This is a genomic window from Dorea sp. AM58-8, from assembly GCF_003464045.1.
Classification (GTDB): Bacteria; Bacillota; Clostridia; order Lachnospirales; family Lachnospiraceae; genus Claveliimonas; species Claveliimonas ammoniilytica.
This window is the reverse complement of the sequence record NZ_QSDM01000005.1, coordinates 41100-58267: the sequence shown is the minus strand read 5'-3', so window position 1 is coordinate 58267 and position 17168 is coordinate 41100. Positions and strand designations below refer to the sequence as shown.

The following is a 17168-nucleotide window of genomic DNA, read 5'->3' as shown; positions in this document are numbered from 1 at the left end:
AAAATTCGTGAAACAGATAGACTGAAAGAAAAGAGGATAAATATTATGGAATTAAAACAGATTAGAATGGGTATTGTTGGAGCTGGTACATGGGGAGCAACACATGCGTCAATTTACGCAGAGCATATCTGCGCTGATCCGGTTGCTATCTGTGATATGAACAAAGAAAAAGCTCAAGCGATCGCAGATAAATACGGAATCCGCAAAGTATATACTGACTATAAGGAACTGGCAGCAGATCCTGAGATCGATGCAGTAGCAATTGTTACACCGGATTTTGCACATGCGGATATTGCCTGCGCAATGGCTGATGCCGGTAAAGACATTCTGATCGAGAAACCACTGGCAACTACAAGAGAAGATATTGACCGTATCTGTGAAGCAGTAGAACGTAATGGTGTACGCTGCATGGTAGACCTTCACAACAGATGGAATGCTCCATTTAACAAAGCAAAACAGGAGATTGCTTCCGGTAAGCTTGGCAAACCATACACAGCATATATTCGTCACAGTGATGTGAAGTGGGTGGCTACAGATATGCTTTCATGGGCTGCTAAATCTTCTATTCTCTGGTTCTTGGGAAGCCACAGTCTTGACTCTCTGAGATGGTTAGTTGATTCTGAAGCTAAGAGAGTATACTCAGTGAAGAGAGAAGGACTTCTGAAAGAAAGAGGAGTAGATGTTCCGGATATTTATCTGACTACAATCGAATTTGAGAACGGTGTAGTAGCTCAGATGGAGAATGGATGGGTTACACCAAATGGTAACAGAAATGTGAATGACTTCCTTTGTGATGTAATGTGCACAGAAGGTATGATGAAACTGAACCTGTCTGCTCACAATATGATCGAGGAGATTACAGAAGAGTCATCAAGCGTACCGGATGTTCTGGTATCTAACATGGTGTTTGATAAGTGTAAGGGACTTTCTTATGAGAGTATCCGTGATTTTGTAGACAGACTGGTTGACGGAAGAGAATTCCGTGTAACGCTGGAAGATTCCAGAAAGACAGCGATTGCTATTCTGGCTATTCTTGAGTCTGCAGAGAAGGGTGTTCCGGTAGAAATCGAATACTAAGATTGAATAGAGAGTAAAGGTATAAGGGCGGGATATGGAGCGTATCCCGCCCGCTTTCTATAGAATGATATATGACAGGAGTGATGTTATGAAAGCGCGAAAAGGTATCTGGGCTGTGCTGGCAGGAGTGACAGGAAGTGCAGCCATGATGACAGCATTGATTTACAGGCAGGTATTCGTGTGTCCAAAGAAAAGACCGGAACAGGTGAAATTCCCGTCAGGGTCTCAGTATCAGCCGTATAAAGAGCAGGCAGAGGAACTGAGGGAGAAAATCAGGGAACTTCCGTATGAAGAGGTGAGTGTTAGGTCGCAGGATGGATTGAAATTGTATGGCAAGTATTATGAACAGAAGCCAGGCGCACCGTTAGAGATATTGTTCCATGGTTATCATGGTGCGGCAGAACGCGATTTTTGTGGTGGATTCTGGCTTGCCAGAGAGGCAGGACATAATGTGATCCTTGTAGATGAGCGCGGACACGGAAAAAGTGAAGGAAGAGTTTTAAGCTTTGGTATCAAAGAACAATACGATTGTCTGGAGTGGACAAAGTATGCGACAGAACGGTTTGGGGAAGACACGAAAATTGTGCTTGGCGGCATTTCCATGGGAGCTGCTATCGTATTGTTGGCAGCAGGGCTTGATTTGCCGAATACAGTAAAAGGCATTCTGGCAGACTGTGGATATACCTCTCCGAAGGAGATTGTACAGAAGGTGTCAGGAGACCGCGGACTACCGGTGAAGATCATGTATCCGTTGGCAAGGCTGGGGGCGAAGCTGTTTGGACATTTTGATCTGGAAGACGGAAATACAGAGGAAGTGCTTCGAAAATGTAAGGTTCCGGTATTGTTTATCCATGGCGAGGATGATCGTCTGGTACCATGCGAGATGAGCCGGAGAAATTATGAAGCATGCGCATCTGAAAAGATGATCTTTACTGTACCAGGGGCTGGACATACCTTGAGCTATATGGTAGATTATGAGGGATATCGGGAAACGGTATCTGCATTTATGAAGAAAATCGGATGCGAAACTGACAGAGAAACTGAGAGGTCGGAATGATCGACAGCACAAATCCTATGAAGGAGGTGCCGGAAGTGGCATTTTTAAAGAAAGAAAAGAAGAGACTGGTATTCCGCCTTGATAAGTCTGCAAGTGAGATTGTCGAACTGCTGGAGCATCCGAGGTTTGAGGACAATATCAAATATACATTTGAGAAAAATACAGGTACATATACATTTGCCATTACGAAGATACCATACCAGCTTGGCAAGCATCGTCCTGTGAATTACAGACTCTGGTTTGAACAGGGGAAAACAGGAAATTATCTGCTGATAGAAGCAGAAGAAGAGAAAAGCTTATTCGTTACATCCAATCAGGAGCCGGAGATTTACCGCTTCTTTATTCAGGTGTGCGGATGTGAACCTGTAGCAGCGGTGGAGTAACGAGTATGGCACAGTGGTATTCGGAACATATCTATCCGTGGATTGTATCGCTGATAGGAAGATTCTTTGGTATATTTCCATTTTCCGTGGCAGAGTTTTTGTTATATGCAGGGATTTTGTTGCTTGTTGGATCGTTAGTGCGGATCATATACCGGTTAATAAAGAAGAAAGCAGATAAAAAAGAAGGACTCCGGTATTTACGGAGGCTTGGCATAATAGCACTGATTCTGGCGGCCTTATATATGACAAACTGTGGGATTAATTATCACAGGAATTCCTTCGCGGAGAGTATCGGACTAAAAGCAGACACTTATACGGTGGATGAGTTAAAAGGCGTGTGTATGGAGCTGACAGAACGAGTTAATACATATGCCGGACAAGTGGAACGAGATGCGGATGGCGTGATGGTGCTGAGCGGTAATGAGCGAGAAGAAGCGGTTGCTGCAATGGAGCGTCTGGGTGAAAAGTGGGACGTGTTGGCAGGTTATTATCCAAAGCCAAAGCCGCTTGCTTTTTCGGCGTTTCTGTCAGTGCAGAATCTGACAGGGATTTATTCGCCGTTTACTGTGGAGGCGAATTATAATCAGGATATGACGCCTTATAATATTCCATTTACGGCATGTCATGAATTGTCCCATCTGCGAGGATTTATGCAGGAGGAAGAAGCGAATTTTATCGCATGGCTGGCATGTAAGGATGCGCCGGAGACAGAACTGCAGTACAGCGGCAGTATGCTGGGGTGGATTCATTGTATGAATGTGCTATATGAAGAAGACCGGGCGGCATGGTCAGAAATTCGAGAGATATTGTCAGAGGAAGCAGACGTAGATCTGAGGGAAAACAGCAAATTCTGGGACAAATGGGACGGCGCTGTGGCAGAAGTGTCGGAGCAGATCAATGATAATTACCTTAAGGCGAATGGACAAAAAGATGGCGTACAGAGTTACGGAAGGATGGCGGATCTGGTAGTAGCGTATTATCTGTGGGAAGAATAAAAACTCTGAACATAAATATTTAAATTAAAAAGAAAAAACACTTGCATTTTATAAAAAGCTATGTTAATATAATTAACGGTCACTGCTTGAGCGGTGACGATATGGCTCCATGGTCAAGCGGTCAAGACATCGCCCTTTCACGGCGGTAACCCGGGTTCGATTCCCGGTGGAGTCACTGCACAAGAGTGCATTATATGTTAAGGCGCCATAGCCAAGTGGTAAGGCAAAGGTCTGCAACACCTCTATCACCAGTTCAAATCTGGTTGGCGCCTCTTAAGAAGCCTCAGGAAATTTCCTGAGGTTTTTTTGCGTGATAAGCTATTACACAGAAAATTGTAGAAAGTTAACGAAAATTTTATAAAATCACTTGAACTTTTATGAAATAAGCCTATAATAAGAATCGGTTAAGAAAATGTTAAGAATTAGAGAACATTGGAGGTGTTTGTATGATTAGTTTCATCATTTGCTTAGCGCTTCTTATAGGAGGCTATTTCGTTTATGGAAAAGTGGTAGAAAACACATTTGCGCCGGATGACAGAGAGACACCGGCAGTCAGGATCAATGATGGTGTTGACTATGTGGTAATGCCACAGTGGAAGTTGTTCCTGGTACAGCTGCTTAATATCGCAGGACTGGGACCAATCTTCGGAGCAATGCAAGGTGCATTGTGGGGACCGGTTGTATTTTTATGGATTACATTCGGTACAATCTTTGCCGGTGGTGTACATGACTATTTTTCAGGTATGCTTTCTGAAAGAAATGGAGGAGCATCTATTTCAGAGGTATGTGGTATTTATCTTGGAAATGTAATGAAGAATGTCATGCGTGTATTCAGTGTAGTACTTCTGGTTATGGTTGGTACGGTATTTGCAGTAGGACCGGCAGGACTGATTGTTACGTTGCTTAGCAATAAAGGAGTTACCGGTGCATTTGCTAATCCGGAAGTATGGCTGTGGATCATCCTGGCATATTACTTTATTGCAACATTTATTTCTATTGATAAGATTATAGGTCGTATTTATCCGATTTTTGGTATCTGCCTGATTATCATGGCAATTGGTGTTATCTTTGGTATCTTTACAAATCCAAGTTACACGATTCCTGAGATTTGGAGCCATTTTACCAATATGCATCCGGCAGGCAAGCCAATCTGGAGCTTTATGTTTATCACAGTAGCGTGTGGAGCTATTTCCGGATTCCATTCAACACAGTCACCACTTATGGCACGGTGTATGAAGTCTGAGAAGCAGGGCCATTTCGTATTTATGGTGCCATGGTTGCTGAAGGTGTAATCGCATTGATCTGGGCAGCAGCAGGATGTGCTATTTACAAAGTGACAGGTGGACTTAGCACAGGATTGAATGATATTCTTGCTAATGGACAGTCAGCAGCTATCTATGATGTATGTATCAAGACAATGGGTACTGCAGGTGTTGCACTTGCCATGGTTGGTGTTATTGCCTGTCCGATTACTTCCGGTGATACAGCGTTCCGTAGCGCACGACTGGTACTTGCAGACTGGTTCAAGATTGATCAGGGTAAGATGCAGAAACGACTGGTATTGTGTGTTCCGCTTCTTGCTGTTGGCGCATTTGTAGGACATCTGGATTATTCCATCGTATGGAGATACTTCAGCTGGACCAACCAGACACTGGCTATGATCGTTCTGTGGACAGCCAGCATGTATCTGTTCCGTGAGAAGAAGAATTACTGGATCACAGCAGTTCCGGCAACATTTATGAGCGCGGTTTCTGTAACTTATTTCACCTGTGCAGAAGAGTGTCTGGGATTATCTACAGCAGTAGCTTATCCGGCAGGTATTATATTTGCAGTATTGTTCCTGGGTATTTTTATCCATGCGACAAAGAAGCCGATGAAAGAGCAGGCATAAGAGCATAAGAATAAGATAGAAACGAGATGATAATATGTTTAAACCACATAGATTAGGAGAGATATCCATTCCGGATGACGAATTACTGATTGATAAGAAGAACTGTAGAAAGATCGGACCTTGTGGAATTGGTGAGAAAGCGTTATATTTGAATAGTTTTTATATTGACAGAATATATTACATACCGATTCGTTCTGTAAGGAGGATTTTTAAAAGGGTTGCAATGAGTAAAGGCGGCTTCACGGGAAAAGGAGTATTTGGAACATTATCCTATCTTGTGGTTGCATATGGCAATGGTCAGGAAAAGCAATGCAATTTCAAACACGAAGAAGATGTGGACAGGTTCCTTGCTTATATAGAGGAAGCGTATCCGGACATCCCGGTGCATAGTGTGGAGGCAGAACGTAAGCTGGCAGAGAAAGAACGAAGGCTTGCGGAAAGACAGCGAGAGGTCAATGTAACTGCAGAGACAAGGAAGTGTCTTGACAGACTGGAACAGGCAGAAAAATTTCTGAAAAATCAGTCTGATATTTATGTGGATCTCAGCCAGTCTGCTAAGAAGAAGCGAATCTATGACAGAAGCAATCCGGCATATAAATGGGTGGCACTTGCCGTTGTTATTATGGGTGCCGGTGCATTCGTATATGGTGTCTGGGCGTTGCTGACGCATGCGGGATTCGGAATGTATTTCCTGTTGTTTGGTCTGGCGGCAATCTTCCTGTTTGCAGGAGCAAATGTGCTTCCTACATCCAGAAATAACCGCAACTATATAGAAAAGCAATTGGCAGATTCTATTCGTGCGATGGAAGATTATATTAAGGATTATCCGGATTTTCCGGTGCCTGCGCATTATGCGCATCCGATCGTGTTGGAAAGGATGCAGATGATTCTGAGAACAGGACGTGCAAGAACGATTCCGGAAGCATTGCAGATTCTGAAAAAAGATCTGAAAGCGTTGAATTCAAGCGTTATAGTTGAACAGGAGGAATATGAGGAGATTATTGCAATCAAACCAATGTTTCTCGTAATGGATTATAAGTAATGTAAATGAAAAGCCTGAGATTACATGAAGTATAAGGTCATGTGGTCTCAGGCTTTTTTTGTTTGCCGTTATGTTGCTGTTATATTAATTTACATTCGTTATTTCCTTTGGTGGCGAATGTTAGGAATTTATTCAGTGCAGGGGTCGGTTCAGGAGTCTCAGAATAGGCAACGACCAGGTTCCTGCGCAAGTGTTCGGTAAATGGACGGACACAGACGTTGAACGGGATGTTATGCAATAAGAGTTTTGGAAGTACGGTAATGCCGAAACCCTGTTCTACCATTTTAATGGCAGTGTAATCCTCGTTAATGCGGAATCTTATATTAGGTATAATGTGGTTCATGCGCAATAATTTACCGGTCTCGTAGTCAAAGTCATCTGCCGAAAGGATAAAATCCTGACCGTCAATATCAGCAAAAGATACAGTCAGTTTATTGGCCAGTGGGTGATCCAGGGAAGTGACCAACACAAGCTCATCTATTCCTATAGGAAGGCATGGAAGATCTTTGGCTACGTATTGTGAAACAAAAATACAGTCCAGTTCTTTTTTGTGGATTTTTTCAGTAAGCCGTTGAAAACTATCTACATAAAGCTGGAATGTGATGTTTGGATATTCGGATGAAAAATTCTTCAATACACCGGGAAGCCAGTGGTAAGCAATACTTTGAATCGTACCGATGCGTATAAAACCGCTGTTTAAATTGTTGATATTGGCTGCAATCTGCCCGATACGTTCATTGCAGGCACGCATATTTTTCAGCTCGGTAAAAATAGGTTCTGTTCCGGGTAGTGGTTCCATTCCGTTTTTGGAACGCTTAAATAATTTAAGCCCGATTTCTTTTTCATAATTACGGATTGTCTGACTGACGGCGGATTGTGTGTAGTTATGTTTGGCTGCTGCTTTTGAAATGCTTTGAGTCTCGTAAACATCGAGAATTATATCGTATTTTGACATGTAAGAACCTCCGTTCTGATGAAGAATGTTATCTTTCTATCATATTTTATAAAAAATATCATTAATAATCAATTCATCTATCGATATTATTCATTAAGTTTTCTGAATGATGATATTAAAATAACTGAAAAATAGAGCATAAATAATGGAAATTCATTAAACTTAAGGAAAACTGAATTGTTATATTATTTTTGCGAGCTTTTCAATGTTAAAAAAATAGCATACTATGTGACCAGAAGATAAAACCGTACGGACGTAAAAAATACAAATCTTAAGGAGGTAATCACATGGGTTACAGTTATTGGAACGGAGCAGAAGCAGCACATCGAAGAGTTATGATGAAGGCAGCGGGTTATTCAGATGAGGATATCCGCAAGAAACCACACATCGGAGTACCGAATTCCTATATGGCAGGTTCTCCGGGAACGGCACATCTGAGACAGGTGACAGAGGCTGTGAAAGAAGGAATCTGGGCAGCAGGAGGAATTCCGGTAGAATTTGGAATTCCGGCTACTTGTGGTAATGTGGCCAATGGTGCTGATGAGATGAAGTACGAACAGGTAGGAAGAGATATCGTAGCAATGTCCATTGAATTTGTGTCCAGAATACATAACTTTGACGCTATCTGTTGTGTGGCTTCCTGTGATCTGATCATTGCCGGATGTTATCTGGCAGCGTGCAGACTGGATATCCCGGCTATGGTAGTGACCGGTGGATCTATGCAGGCCGGTAATCACTGTGGAAAGACAGTTGTAGAAGCGGACCTCGATGCGGCAAGATTCTCTGGGGCATCTGAAGAAGAATTATTTGATATGGAAGAATGTGTATGTCCATCATTTGGTGCATGTCCATCCATGGGAACAGCCAATACCATGCAGATGTTGGGAGAGGTATTGAACCTTGTAATGCCTGGCACATCTACAATTCCTGCATCGGATAATGCAAGACTTCGTGCCGCAAGAGCAGCCGGAAAATATATGGTACAGCTTGCCAAATCTGGAAGAACACCAAAAGAGCTGATCACGAAAGATGTTCTGGAAAATGCGATCATGTTTGATATGGCAGTCGCCGGATCTACCAATGCGGTGCTCCACATTCTGGCATATGCATATGAGTTGGGAATTAAGATCACATTAGCAGATTTTGAAAAATACGCAAAAGAGATTTACTGTATCAACGCGGTTATCCCAAGTGGTCCGTATACGGTTGTAGATTTCCATTATGCGGGCGGTGTGAAGCAGGTGATGAAACAGCTTGCCGGTAAGCTTCATACAGATGCGCCGACCATGTATGGAAACACCTGGGGTGAGATTCTGGATACGGTTAAGAGTGAGCCGAATAAGGTGATCCATTCGATGGAAGATCCGGTAGCAAAGGAGCCGGGACTTAAGATTCTCCGCGGCAACATATCTCCGGCAGGAGCAATTGTACGTCCGACAGCTGTCTACGAAGAAGTAATGTATATTAAAGGCGCAGCAAAAGTATATGAATGTGACCAGGATGCATATAAGGCAATCATGGCTGGCGAGATCGTGGCGGGAGATATTCTGGTTATCCGTTACGAAGGCTGTAAAGGAGCACCTGGTATGAAGGAGCTGATGCTCAGTATTGATGCACTGATCGGACTTGGATTGGATAAGAAAGTTGGTTTGATCACAGATGCACGTTTCTCTGGATTTAATTATGGAGCAATTGTTGGTCATGTTTCTCCGGAAGCATATGATGGCGGCGTGATTGCACTGATAGAGAATGGTGATGAGATTGAGATGGATATTGCAGGAGGTACTGTAAATCTTCTGGTATCTGATGAGGTGCTGGCTGAAAGAAGAAAATCATGGGTGCGTCCACCACTCAAGCAGCAGAAGGGTGTGCTGAACATCTATGCTCAGAACTGCAGACCGGCGGAAGAAGGCGGAGCAATGCAGCCATGGGCACTGGATGCAGATTATGGTTACCTTCACGAATAGTTACTGTTAACGATTACGCATAGTGAGAAAGGATAGATTGGGGAACGGGTATGATTACAATATTAAGAATAGCAATCGTAGTGTTTGTTGTATGGTTTTTCTATCTGTTGGTGAAAGACGGCAGAGAAAATGGCTCGAAGGATGTTCCGATGAAGACAAAAGTTCTTTATGGAATTATGGGGTTTATACTAAATCTTCTGGATACGCTGGGAGTTGGAAGTAATGCGACACAGGCAGCATTTTTCAAATTTACCAAGCTTAGTCCGGATGAAGAACTTCCGGGTAATGGCAATGTTATCTTTGCCATCCCGGTAGGTGTGGAAGCACTGCTGTTTCTGAAAATCGTGGAAGTAGAGCCGGTTACATTATTCTCTATGTTGATAGCAGCAATGCTTGGCGGCATTGTGGGATCAAAAGTAATTACAAAGCTCCCGGTTCAGAAGATCCGTATGATTCTGTCAGTAACGCTTCCGTGTGTGGCAGTACTGCTGGTAATGAAAGTCAATGGATTTGGACCATTCGGTATGTTAGGAACGGCAACAGGACTCAGTGGCGGCAAGTTGATCTTGTCAGTTGCTATTAACTTTATCCTTGGCATGCTGATGTGTGCGGGAGTAGGTCTTTATGCACCATGTATGGCGCTCTGCGCATTAGTGGGAATGAATATTACTGTTGCATTTCCGATTATGATGGGTTCCTGCGCATTGCTGATGCCGCCTGCAAGTCTCGAATTTGTGAAGTCTGGAAGATACAATAGAGATGCAGCAGTCATCATGAGCATTACCGGTGTCATTGGTGTATTGATCGCGTATTTTATTGTCAAATCTATGCCAACAACAATTCTGACATATATCGTTGCAGTAGTACTGATCTACATGGCAATCAGCTTTGTTGTATCAAATCAGAAAGAGAAGAAAAAGGGAGAAAATTAATATGCCACATATCAGTGTAAAATTATATCCAGGAAAAAGTGAAGAAATGAAAGAGAATCTGGCAAAGGCAGTAAGAAAGGCACTTGCTGAGGAATCAGGTGTATGGTCACCGGACGATATTTCCGTATCTATGGAAGAAATTGCACCGGACAAGTTTGAAGCAGAGACGAAAGCAAGCTTCAAAAAGGATGAGTTATTGATCGACTCAAAATATATTAATTTTAAGTGATTTTGGAGGCACACGGCAATGGATTACAAGATAAATGTCAATTTTGACCGGTTTGAGGAGCAACTGAGGTCGTGGATGCGCATACCATGGGAGAGTTTTGTAGAATTCTGGTAGGCGGTATCCCGGAACCGCAAGGCAACACGATGATTGAAAAGAAAAAATGGCTGGAGGAGAACTGCGATTACATCCGTACAGCATTGATGTTAGAGCCGCGCGGACATCATGATATGTTTGGTGCAGTACTTTGCGAGCCGGTACATGAGGAAGCGGATTTTGGCGTTGTATTCATGGAGACAGGTGAATTTCTGAATATGTGCGGACACTGTACAATTGGTACAACAACGGTTGTTATCGAGGCGGGTATGATCGAGTCCCATGAGGGTGAGAATGAGGTTGTGCTGGATACTCCGGCAGGTATCGTAAGAACAAAAGCCATGGTGAAAGATGGAAAGGTAGAGAGTGTAACTCTGACTAATGTGCCGGCATTTGTATATCTGGAGAATCAGACAGTAACGATTGACGGCAAAGAGATTCATTTTACCATTTCATTTGGTGGAAGTTTCTTCGCATTGGTAGACAGCGAACAGCTGGATATCGGACCGATCAATGCAAAGACAGTTCCTGCATATACAACACTTGGTATGAAAATACTGAAAGAAGTCAATGAGAAGATTCCGGTTAAACATCCGGAACTGGATATTGATACTGTGGATCTGGTAGAGTTCTACGGTCCGACACCGAATCCGGATAAAGCAGATATGCGTAATGTGGTTATCTTTGGCGATGCGCAGGCCGATCGTTCTCCATGCGGTACGGGAACGAGTGCGAAACTTGCAACACTATATAAGTGGGGTGAGATTGGCGTAGGTGAGCCATTTGTATACGAGAGCTTCATGGGTTCACTGTTTAAGGGTGAGATCAAAGAAGTGACCAAGGTGGCAGATTATGATGCAGTAGTGCCGAAGGTAACAGGAAGCTGTTATCTGACCGGCGTGGCTACCTATCTGATCGACGGCAAGGATCCGCTGAAGTATGGATTCCTGATCGGATAAAAACAGATAACAAAATGGATGATATTGCAATTGGAGGATTAGATTATTATGTTATTGCTTTCCAGAGAAGATATTAAAAGTGTAATTACAATGAAGGATATTATCGAAGCGGATAAAAAGGCCTTTAAAATGGTAGTGGACGGTACAGTGGATACACCGCTTCGTACAGTTGTCAACGGTAAATATGACGGAGCATTTTTGTTTATGCCGGCATATGCACCAGAGATGGATGCAGCAGCAATGAAGGTCATTAACATTTTTCCACACAATATTGATAATGGACTTATGACGTCACCGGCGCAGGTAATGCTGATTGATGGAAAGACAGGCTACGTGATCGCGATGCTTGACGGTACTTATGTGACACAGCTCAGAACGGGTGCGTCTTCTGGTGCGGCGTTTGATCTGCTGGCTAAGAAGGACTGCAAAAAAGGAGCTATGATCGGTACAGGCGGACAGGCAGCGACTCAGCTTGAGGCAATGCTTGCGGCAAGGAAGCTTGAAGAAGTGAAGATCTTTGACCTGAATGAGGAGAGGTGTAAGGCATTTGCAGAACAGATGCAGGAAGAACTAGCTTCTTATGGCGCCAAGATCCTTCCGGCAGCAAGCTCAGATGAATGTATCGAGGATGCAGATCTGATCATTACGGTTACACCTTCACCAAAGCCGGTGTTTGACGGAACAAAAGTAAAGGCCGGTGCAACAATCAGTTGCGTAGGTACCTATGAGCCTCATAAACACGAGATGGATCCGGCTATCCTGCCAAGAGCATCTAAGATTATCTGTGATTCCAAAGAAGCAGCGCTGTCTGAGACAGGAGACTTGCTGATCCCGATTGCTGACGGAATTATTACAGAAGATGATATCCAGGGAAGCCTTGGAGATGTGATCAATGGCAAGATTAAAGGCAGAGAGAATGACGACGAGATCATTGTATATGAGACTGTCGGAGTGGCTGCACAGGATCTGGTGGCTGCAAAGGTAATCTATGATAAGGCCGTAGAAGCAGGAAAAGGACTTGTCTGGGGATAAGCCCGGTTAACTATGACAGATTAGGTGAATAAAATTGTAAATAGTGTGTGCTGAAAGCAGATGATATTTGTCATCTGCTTTTTGCATGTAAAGATATTTAACAAAAAAAGGTTGAATAAGAGAAAATATATGATAGAAGCGGAGCACTGTGTTAAAAAAATATCGGGTAAATTACCTAATTCTTATAAACGACCTGGAAAAATGGGTAATATTCCCTATGGAATCCCACCCGAGTAGCTACTTTTCTGAGAAAGGATTGTTTGATATTCTTTTAACAGAAATTGAATAGCGAATTCAAACAAAAGAAAAACAAAAGGAGGATAGTAAAGACAACACATAATAAATTAAACAACTTTAGGGGGTAAATTATGACTTTTGAATTTAATTTTGTACTTGTTGGTTTGATGCAAATTGTAGGTTTCTTTGTACAGGGATGTACAGGGTTTGGATGTACCGTAATCGCTGCGGCAGTTACAAATGGTTTACTGGGAACGACAGAAGGTGTTCCGTACGGAACATTGATCACACTTCCATTCTTATATTTTCTTGGTATTAAGGCATTTAAAGAAGTCTCATGGAAGGATCTTGCCAAGATCATAGTATTGTGTATGCCGGGTATTCTCGTAGGAAACTATCTGTTCCATGCGATCAGTCCTGTAGTAGCTAAAATCTGTATTGGTGGAATGGTTACTTTTATTGCATTGATGAATATTTACAAACATATTATCAAGCCGCTTGTTCTGAAGAAGAATGAGGAAGAAGAAGCAGATACAACATTTAAGAAAGTGCTTCGTTATGGATGTCTGATTCTCGGTGGCGTTGTACACGGTGCGTTCAACATTGGAGGACCACTGATTACAGTATATACGATCTCTGCTGTAAAAGAAAAAGAAAAATTCAGAAATACTATGAATATGGTATGGGTTATTTTGAATACATGGAATGCATTCTCACAGTTCAGAAGCGGCGTAGTTACACCGCATTTGTGGAGTGCACTTGCGGTTGGTGCACCGATGGCAGCAGTTGGTTTCTTTGTGGGTATGGCATTCCTGAAGAAAATTAATAAAGAGACTTTCCTGCGTATCGTATATTGTGTATTGCTGTTTGTTGGAGCAAACATGCTGATCACAAGCTTACTTGCGCTGTAATAGTTGCCTGATGGCAGATTTCTAAGTTATACAAAATCATGTAAAAAATTTAGAAATGGATTGAGAGACGATGGAAAAAAATACAAATAAAAAAACGATCATCGGTTGGGGGGTGACAATCCTCCTGCCACTGATCATTGGAGTAATCCCTGTACAGGGAATGTTTACAGAGGATCTTAGAAAATTCTTTATGATTACGGTGTTTGTAATTTTGATTATAGCGTTTGAGTTGATACCGAAACTGGCTGCTTCGATTTTGCTGCCAACGTTATATCTGGTTACAGGTCTGGCACCGGTGGAAGTTGCATTTGGCTCATGGACCAATACTACCGTCTGGATGGTACTTGGTGGACTGGTGTTCAGTGCTGTATTGGAGGAATGTGGACTTCTGGAACGAATTGCATATTTTATCATTACAAAATGTGGAGGAACATATGTAGGAACAGTATTTGCCTGCTTTGTAATAGGCATTATCCTGAACCTGATTACATTCTGTAATGGATGGCTGGTTGCCAGTGTACTGGTATATGGTGTATGTAAGGCAATGGGATTAAAGCCATCAAAAGAATCTGCACTGTTGTGTTTTGCTGGTACAATCGGTGCAACTGGATGTACCGTGTGTCTGTATTATCCAGGATACTTTTCTATCATAGAAGGATCTGTGCGCGAGTTTATTCCGGACTATACTATGACAATGACTTCTTCGTTGAAATACAATGGATGGTTCATCCTATGGTGTATTATTTGTATCTTGATCCTGATGAAGGTATATCATACCAAGGATCTGAAGACCAGTGCTGGCAAGGAAATACTGGAAGAACATTATAAAAGTCTCGGTCATATTACTGGCAAAGAAAAAAGAGGTATTATTCTGGTGCTGATTCTTCTTGTGTATCTTTGCTCTACAAGAATCACGGGTCTTCCGGCAGCATATGGATTCATGGTAATATCAGTACTTGTATTTTTACCGGGAATCGGTATTGGAAATGAAGGAACGGTTAAAAAGATTAACTTTACAACGGTATTTTTTGTGTCATCTTGTCTGGAAATTGGTATTGCGGGAGCTGCCGTTGGATTCGGAGATTTCCTTACATCAATTGCGGTACCTGCATTACAGGGAAAAGGAATGTTGTTTGTATGTCTGGCATTTATCATTATCGGAATGATCGCAAATCTTTTTATGACGCCGTATGCGATGCTCGGAGGTTTGTCACTCCCATTTGCGCAGATGGCAGTTTCATTGGGAATGAGTCCGGTTACAGCATGTATGTTGCTTCTGTACTCTTGCGAAGTATTGTTCTTCCCATATGAGTCAGCTGGTAATCTGATCATGTATGAGTTTGGAATGATGTCTATGGGACGTTTTGTAAAGGAAATGACATTAAAAGCTGTTATTATGATTGTCGGATTTGTTGTAGTGATGTATCCGATGTGGAAATTAATGGGATTTTTGTAAATTATAATTAGATATTCTCTTGAAAGAGTCTTTTGTTCTTTTGTGAAAGAATAAAGGGCTCTTTTTATGCACGTTGGGTAGTTGTCAACCTGCTCGATTTATGATTGATGCAGAGAAGCTGCGTTATTATAATAAGAATAAATATACAAATGTCAGGGAAAGGGGATGGCTTATGAAGCAGTTATATACCAGATGGGGAAAGAAGATAGATCCGGAACATGTACTTTCAGAGTATCCAAGACCGCTGCTTGTCAGAGATTCATATATCAATCTGAACGGATATTGGGAGTATGCATTTACGGATGCTTTTCAGAAGCCGGAGAAATACGATGGAAAGATATTGGTGCCATTTTCACCGGAAGCAGTACTGTCAGGAGTGAATCGTCAATTGCAGCCGGAGGAATATCTGTGGTACAAGCGTACCATAGATGTGAATGAAGTACAGTTGAAGAAGCATCGTCTGATTCTTCACTTTGGAGCAGTGGACCAGGCATGTGTTGTGTATGTGAATGGACATCAGACTGGCAGACATACGGGAGGATATCTTCCGTTTGAACTGGATATTACCGATGCTGTGCATGATGGGGCAAATGAACTTACAGTAGCTGTGAAAGATCGCAGTGATACATCTTATCACGCCAAAGGAAAGCAAAAATTAAAAGCAGGCGGCATGTTTTATACGTCTCAGAGCGGTATCTGGCAGACCGTATGGATGGAATACGTACCGGAAGTATATATAACAGAACTGGAAGCAATACCGGATATAGATCGGAACGTGGTAAGAATCTGTGTTCACGCGTCTGAACCGGAGCAGAAGTGCCGGATTACAGTGCATCAAGCGGCGATTTATCCGGAGCCAATGAAATGTGCAGAAGATGTTTCTAGCCTGTTTGGAATACCTGAGACGGTGATAACAGAAACTAAAGGGAACACAAGTGCATGGATTGAGATACCTGTTCCGGATGCCAGATTATGGACATGTGAAGAACCGTATCTGTATTATTACAAAGTAACAATGGGTGAAGATCAGATAATCAGTTATTTCGCCATGCAGAAGTTTTCACTGGAGCCGGATGCAGAGACAGAAGGGTTTCCACGTATCTGTCTGAATGGAAAAGAACAGTTTCAGAATGGTGTGCTGGATCAGGGATATTGGCCGGAGGGATTGTATACACCACCGTGTGATGAGGCATTTATCTTTGATATTACAGAAATGAAAAAGACTGGATTTAACATGGTACGCAAGCATATTAAGATCGAACCGCAGAGATGGTATTATCATTGTGACCGCCTTGGCATCGTAGTATGGCAGGATATGGTAAATGGCGGGGAACGATATAAGCACTGGTTTGTGACTTACCTCGCAACGGTAATGTCGTGGCTTAAGATTCCGATGAGAGACATTTATCCGAGCCTGCTTTCCAGAAAGAATAAGGCCGGACGTCTGGAGTTTGTCCGGGAAATGCGTGAGACGGTGTATGTACTGAAAGGACATCCGAGCATCGCATCCTGGGTAATCTTCAATGAAGGCTGGGGACAGTTCCAGACGGAGGATATGACAAGGCTTCTGCGTGAAATGGATCCGGATCGTCTGATCGATCAGGCGAGCGGGTGGTTTGATCAGGGTGGCGGAGATTTCTCAAGCCTGCATAATTATTTCTTTGGACTATTTATTCATCCGGAAAGAAAGCGCGCATCAGCATTATCGGAATACGGAGGATACAGTTATCCGGTAAGCGGACATACGGCGTGTGAAAAACAATACGGATATGGAGCATGTAAGACCAGAGAAGAGCTAAATAAACGCTGTACAGAACGGGCAGATAAGATGCGGGAACTGATTCCAGAAGGACTTTGTGCCAGCGTTTATACGCAGTGGTCAGATATCGAAGAAGAAGTGAATGGAGTCTATACCTATGACAGGAAAATCAGGAAGATTGATCGGGTATAAA

13 protein-coding genes, 2 tRNA genes and 2 pseudogenes are annotated in these 17168 nt (G+C 42.7%); 16 read left to right on the top strand and 1 reads right to left on the bottom strand.

Annotated elements, in window-relative coordinates:
- Nucleotides 1–45: 45 nt before the first annotated feature.
- From DXA18_RS05710 to DXA18_RS05675, 8 genes and pseudogenes are all read left to right on the top strand, one after another.
- Nucleotides 46–1077, top strand: a complete 1032-nt coding sequence (locus DXA18_RS05710) for a Gfo/Idh/MocA family protein (protein ID WP_118383077.1) — start codon at nucleotides 46–48, stop codon at nucleotides 1075–1077.
- Nucleotides 1078–1165: 88 nt separating this feature from the next.
- Nucleotides 1166–2134: an alpha/beta hydrolase gene (locus tag DXA18_RS05705; protein WP_158567096.1), complete on the top strand. Its 969-nt coding sequence runs from the start codon at nucleotides 1166–1168 to the stop codon at nucleotides 2132–2134.
- Entirely contained in the window at nucleotides 2131–2517 is a 387-nt protein-coding gene (locus DXA18_RS05700) for a hypothetical protein (RefSeq protein WP_118383075.1), read from the top strand. Before DXA18_RS05705 ends, DXA18_RS05700 begins: the two co-directional genes overlap by 4 nt.
- Nucleotides 2518–2522: 5 nt before the next feature.
- A complete protein-coding gene (locus DXA18_RS05695; protein WP_118383074.1) occupies nucleotides 2523–3512 on the top strand; it encodes a DUF3810 domain-containing protein in 990 nt (329 codons plus the stop codon).
- Nucleotides 3513–3615: 103 nt separating this feature from the next.
- Nucleotides 3616–3687: transfer RNA gene (locus DXA18_RS05690), tRNA-Glu, on the top strand.
- Between the two features lie 26 nt (nucleotides 3688–3713).
- Nucleotides 3714–3784 (top strand) — tRNA-Cys (locus DXA18_RS05685).
- Nucleotides 3785–3958: 174 nt separating this feature from the next.
- Nucleotides 3959–5403: pseudogene (locus tag DXA18_RS17325) on the top strand (carbon starvation CstA family protein).
- Nucleotides 5404–5437: 34 nt separating this feature from the next.
- Nucleotides 5438–6445 carry an ATPase P gene (locus tag DXA18_RS05675; protein WP_118383073.1) on the top strand — a complete coding sequence of 336 codons (1008 nt, stop codon included), beginning with the start codon at nucleotides 5438–5440 and terminating at the stop codon, nucleotides 6443–6445.
- A gap of 79 nt (nucleotides 6446–6524) precedes the next feature.
- On the opposite strand, the gene DXA18_RS05670 is transcribed toward DXA18_RS05675, so the two are convergent.
- On the bottom strand, nucleotides 6525–7400 hold the full coding sequence (locus DXA18_RS05670; RefSeq protein ID WP_118383072.1) for a LysR family transcriptional regulator: 876 nt from the start codon (nucleotides 7398–7400) through the stop codon (nucleotides 6525–6527).
- Nucleotides 7401–7687: 287 nt separating this feature from the next.
- Between DXA18_RS05670 and ilvD the strand changes: the two genes are divergently transcribed.
- The 8 genes and pseudogenes from ilvD to DXA18_RS05630 all read left to right on the top strand — a co-directional run bounded on the left by ilvD (nucleotide 7688) and on the right by DXA18_RS05630 (nucleotide 17167).
- Complete coding sequence (gene ilvD, locus DXA18_RS05665; RefSeq protein ID WP_118383071.1) at nucleotides 7688–9367, top strand: dihydroxy-acid dehydratase; 1680 nt, start codon at nucleotides 7688–7690, stop codon at nucleotides 9365–9367.
- Nucleotides 9368–9417: 50 nt separating this feature from the next.
- Nucleotides 9418–10299 carry a sulfite exporter TauE/SafE family protein gene (locus DXA18_RS05660; RefSeq protein WP_118383070.1) on the top strand — a complete coding sequence of 294 codons (882 nt, stop codon included), beginning with the start codon at nucleotides 9418–9420 and terminating at the stop codon, nucleotides 10297–10299.
- Between the two features lies 1 nt (nucleotide 10300).
- Complete coding sequence (locus DXA18_RS05655) at nucleotides 10301–10528, top strand: tautomerase family protein (RefSeq protein ID WP_118383069.1); 228 nt, start codon at nucleotides 10301–10303, stop codon at nucleotides 10526–10528.
- An 18-nt stretch (nucleotides 10529–10546) separates the two neighbouring features.
- Nucleotides 10547–11580 (top strand): annotated as a pseudogene (locus DXA18_RS05650) (proline racemase family protein).
- A 48-nt stretch (nucleotides 11581–11628) separates the two neighbouring features.
- A complete protein-coding gene (locus tag DXA18_RS05645) occupies nucleotides 11629–12612 on the top strand; it encodes an ornithine cyclodeaminase family protein (RefSeq protein WP_118383068.1) in 984 nt (327 codons plus the stop codon).
- Between the two features lie 368 nt (nucleotides 12613–12980).
- Nucleotides 12981–13760, top strand: coding sequence for a sulfite exporter TauE/SafE family protein (locus DXA18_RS05640; RefSeq protein WP_118383067.1), 780 nt, complete (start codon nucleotides 12981–12983; stop codon nucleotides 13758–13760).
- A 70-nt stretch (nucleotides 13761–13830) separates the two neighbouring features.
- Nucleotides 13831–15216, top strand: coding sequence for an SLC13 family permease (locus DXA18_RS05635; RefSeq protein ID WP_118383066.1), 1386 nt, complete (start codon nucleotides 13831–13833; stop codon nucleotides 15214–15216).
- A 172-nt stretch (nucleotides 15217–15388) separates the two neighbouring features.
- Nucleotides 15389–17167 (top strand): glycoside hydrolase family 2 protein, encoded by a 1779-nt coding sequence (locus tag DXA18_RS05630; protein ID WP_118383149.1) that lies wholly within the window; start codon nucleotides 15389–15391, stop codon nucleotides 17165–17167.
- The last annotated feature ends 1 nt before the right edge of the window (nucleotide 17168 follow it).